4 protein-coding genes are annotated in these 3,202 nt (G+C 70.8%); all 4 read left to right on the top strand.

What is annotated here, in order from left to right:
- Positions 1–1,222, top strand: a 1,222-nt coding sequence (locus AE652_RS05720) for an extracellular solute-binding protein (RefSeq protein ID WP_049650045.1), incomplete at its 5' end; no start/stop codon positions are given.
- Complete coding sequence (locus tag AE652_RS05715; RefSeq protein ID WP_082345322.1) at positions 1,219–2,193, top strand: carbohydrate ABC transporter permease; 975 nt, start codon at positions 1,219–1,221, stop codon at positions 2,191–2,193. The genes AE652_RS05720 and AE652_RS05715, both read left to right, overlap by 4 nt.
- A complete protein-coding gene (locus AE652_RS05710) occupies positions 2,190–3,017 on the top strand; it encodes a carbohydrate ABC transporter permease (protein ID WP_053111977.1) in 828 nt (275 codons plus the stop codon). The genes AE652_RS05715 and AE652_RS05710 overlap by 4 nt, the downstream gene beginning before the upstream one ends.
- Before the next feature lie 2 nt (positions 3,018–3,019).
- The coding region (locus AE652_RS05705; protein WP_049650044.1) for a hypothetical protein at positions 3,020–3,202 on the top strand (183 nt) is incomplete at its 3' end.

The raw sequence follows: 3,202 nt of genomic DNA, 5'->3' as shown, positions 1-3,202 counted from the left end.
CGCCGACACCGGCACGATCACCGTCTGGTCCTGGGCCACCGCCGCCGACGCCCTGCGCGGCATCGTCCCGGCCTTCGAGAAGGACAACCCGGGGATCAAGGTCGACGTCCAGGACATCGGCGAGCCCGCCATCTGGGACAAGATCACCGTCGGCCTGGCGGCCGGCGGCCAGGGCCTCGGCGACGTCCTGCACATCGGCTGTGACTACCTGCCCGGCTACCAGGAGAAGTTCCCCGGCGGCCTGGCCGACCTCTCCGCGCTCGGCGCCGACGCGTACAAGGACAGGTTCGCCAAGGGCCTGTGGCCGGTCGTCACCGGCAAGGACGGCCACGCCTACGCGCTGCCCTGGGAGGTCAACGCGCTCGGCTTCTTCTACCGCAAGGACTACTTCGACAAGGCGGGCATCGACCCCGAGACCTTCGCCACCTGGGACGACCTGCTCGCCGTCGCCGACCGCTTCAAGGCCGCCAACCCCGGCATCGCCCTGATCGGTGTCAACCGGGCCGCCAACCCCACCCCCGACCTGGACTTCCTCCAGGGCCTGATGCAGCTCCAGGGCGCCTTCTACTTCGACCTCCAGGGCAAGATCACCGTCGCCTCGGAGCCGGCCGTGCGCGCCCTGACGATCATCAAGCGGCTGGACGAGGCCGGGCTGATCGGCGACACCCCCGGCGTCCAGAGCTGGCCGCCGGTGATGAAGACCGGCAAGCTCGGGGCGGCCGCGATGCCCACCTGGGTCGCGCACTACCTGGAGAAGAAGTTCCCCGACCAGAGCGGCAACTGGCGCCTCACCAAGCCCCCGGCGGTCACCCCCGGCGGCAAGCGCACCGCCCTGGTCAACTCCACCCACCTGGCCGTCGCCGCCTCCAGCCCGCGCCGCCGCGCCGCCTGGAAGTTCGTCGAGTACGCGCTCACCCGCGCCGCCTCGGTCAACACGATGTTCAACGCGGGCGGCGTCTTCCCGGCCCTCACCGAGGCGTACACCGACCCGATGTACGCCGCCCCCAGCGCCTTCTACGGCGGCCAGCCGGTGCTCAAGACCTTCACCGACCTCGCCGTCGAGGGCGGGGACCCGACCAACTACTCCGGCGACTACGCCCGCGCCCTCAAGCTCGTCAGCGACGCCCAGACCAAGGTCTTCCTCAAGGGCGCCGACCCGGCCGCCGTCCTCCAGGACGCCGCCAAGCAGCTCGCCCAGCAGACGGGACGCGGTATCGCATGAGTGCCGCCAGCCCGCCCGCCGCCCTCGCCAAGGAGTCCGAGGGGTCCGAGGGATCGAAGGGGTCCAAGGGATCCGCGGGGCCCGGCCGGTCCGGCCGGCTCCGCCGCGCCCGCTGGCGCCGCGGCGCCGTGCCGTACCTGCTGCTCGCCCCCGCCCTGCTCACCTTCGGCGTGTTCAAGGCCTACCCGGTCATCGACTCGCTGCTGCTCTCCTTCACCACCGGCTCCGGCGCCGCCACCCGCGACGCAGGCCTCGCCAACTACCGGCGCCTGCTGGACGATCCGCTGTTCTGGACGGCCCTGCGCAACACCGGCGAGATCCTCGTCGTCCAGGTCCCGCTGATGCTCGGCCTGGCCCTGCTGATGGCCGTCGGCATCAACTCCGCGCTGGTGCGCTGGCGTACGGTGTGGCGGCTCGGCGTCTTCATGCCCTCGGTCACCGGCCTGGTCGCCACCGGCGTGATGTTCGCCTACCTGCTCAAGGCCGACGACGGCGCCGTCAACTGGCTGCTGAACGCCGTCGGCCTGCCCTCCGTCGACTGGCTGGGCCAGCCCGTCTGGGCCCGGATGGCCGTCGTCGTGGTGCTCACCTGGCACTACACCGGCTACAACGCCGTCATCTACCTCGCCGGACTCCAGTCCATACCAAGGGAGTTGTACGAGGCCGCGATGGTCGACGGGGCCGGCCCGATCCGCCGCTTCACCTCGATCACCGTCCCCGCGCTACGCCCGGTGCTGCTGTTCACCGTCGTGCTCTCGACCATCGGCACGCTCCAGCTCTTCGACGAGCCGTACGTGCTGACCGGCGGCGGGCCGGACAACGCCACCCTCACCGTCTCCATGTACCTGTACCAGAACGGCTTCCGGTACTTCGACTTCGGCTACGCCTCCGCCATCGCCTACGCGCTCACCCTGCTCGTCTCGGTGCTCGGCGCCGTCCAGATGCGCCTGATGGGGGAGAAGGACAAGTGAACCTCAAGAAACTGCGCGGCTGGCCGCTGACCTTCTTCCTGGCCGGCGTCACCGGGCTGTCGATCGCCCCCTTCTACTGGCTGGTGGTCTCCGCCACCCGCAAGGACACCGAGGTCTTCGACTGGCCGCCGAAGCTGCTGCCCGGCGGGAGCCTCGGCGAGAACCTGAGCCACCTGGAACAGAAGATCGGCCTGCTCCGGGTGGTCGGCAACTCCCTGCTGGTGGCGGGGGTCCAGACCCTGGGCGCCCTGGTCGTGGCGCTGCTCGCGGGCTACGCCTTCGCCAAGTTCCGCTTCCGCGGCCGCACCCTGCTCTTCGCGCTGCTGCTCTCCACCCTCGTGGTGCCCGAACAGGTGGTGCTGGTACCGCTGTTCAAGATGATGACGGACTTCGGCCTGCTGGACACCTACCAGGCGCTGATCCTGCCGGGCCTGTGCGTGCCGTTCGCCATCTTCCTGATGCGGCAGTCGCTGAGCAGCCTGCCGGACGAGCTCCTGGACGCCGCCCGGGTCGACGGCGCGGGCGAACTCCGGGTGCTGTTCAGCGTGGTGGTGCCGGTCATGCGGCCGGTGCTGGCGGCCCTGTCGATCTTCCTCTTCCTGGGCTCCTGGAACCAGTTCGTCTGGCCGCTGATCGCCCTGCGCAGCCCCGAGATGCACACCCTGCCGGTCGCCCTGGCGACGCTGCACGGCAACAAGTCCAACACCGACTACGGCGCGATCCTCTCCGGCACCGCGCTGTCCACCCTGCCGATGATGGTCCTCTTCCTGGTCCTCCAACGGCAGTTCATCTCCGGCCTGCTGGCCGGCGCCACGAAGGGCTGACCATGACCGAGACGAACGACACCGGCACGACCGTGAGCACGGCCGGCGCCACGGCCGGTACGAGCGGGACGACGGCCGGCGCGGCGGCGGCCGACGTCTGGGAGCCGCACGCCCCCACCGCCGCCGGCGGCCTGCGCCCGCTGTACGCCGACGGGCTGGACCTGCGGGTGAGCGGCACGGGCACG

This window comes from Kitasatospora sp. MY 5-36, from assembly GCF_001182915.1.
Classification (GTDB): Bacteria; Actinomycetota; Actinomycetes; order Streptomycetales; family Streptomycetaceae; genus Kitasatospora.
This window is presented reverse-complemented; position numbering and strand designations above follow the sequence as displayed.

What these genes read in the sequence shown, in the direction of transcription:
- AE652_RS05715 (WP_082345322.1), top strand. Translation starts at nt 1,219, where the DNA reads ATGAGTGCCGCCAGCCCGCCCGCCGCCCTCGCCAAGGAGTCCGAGGGG.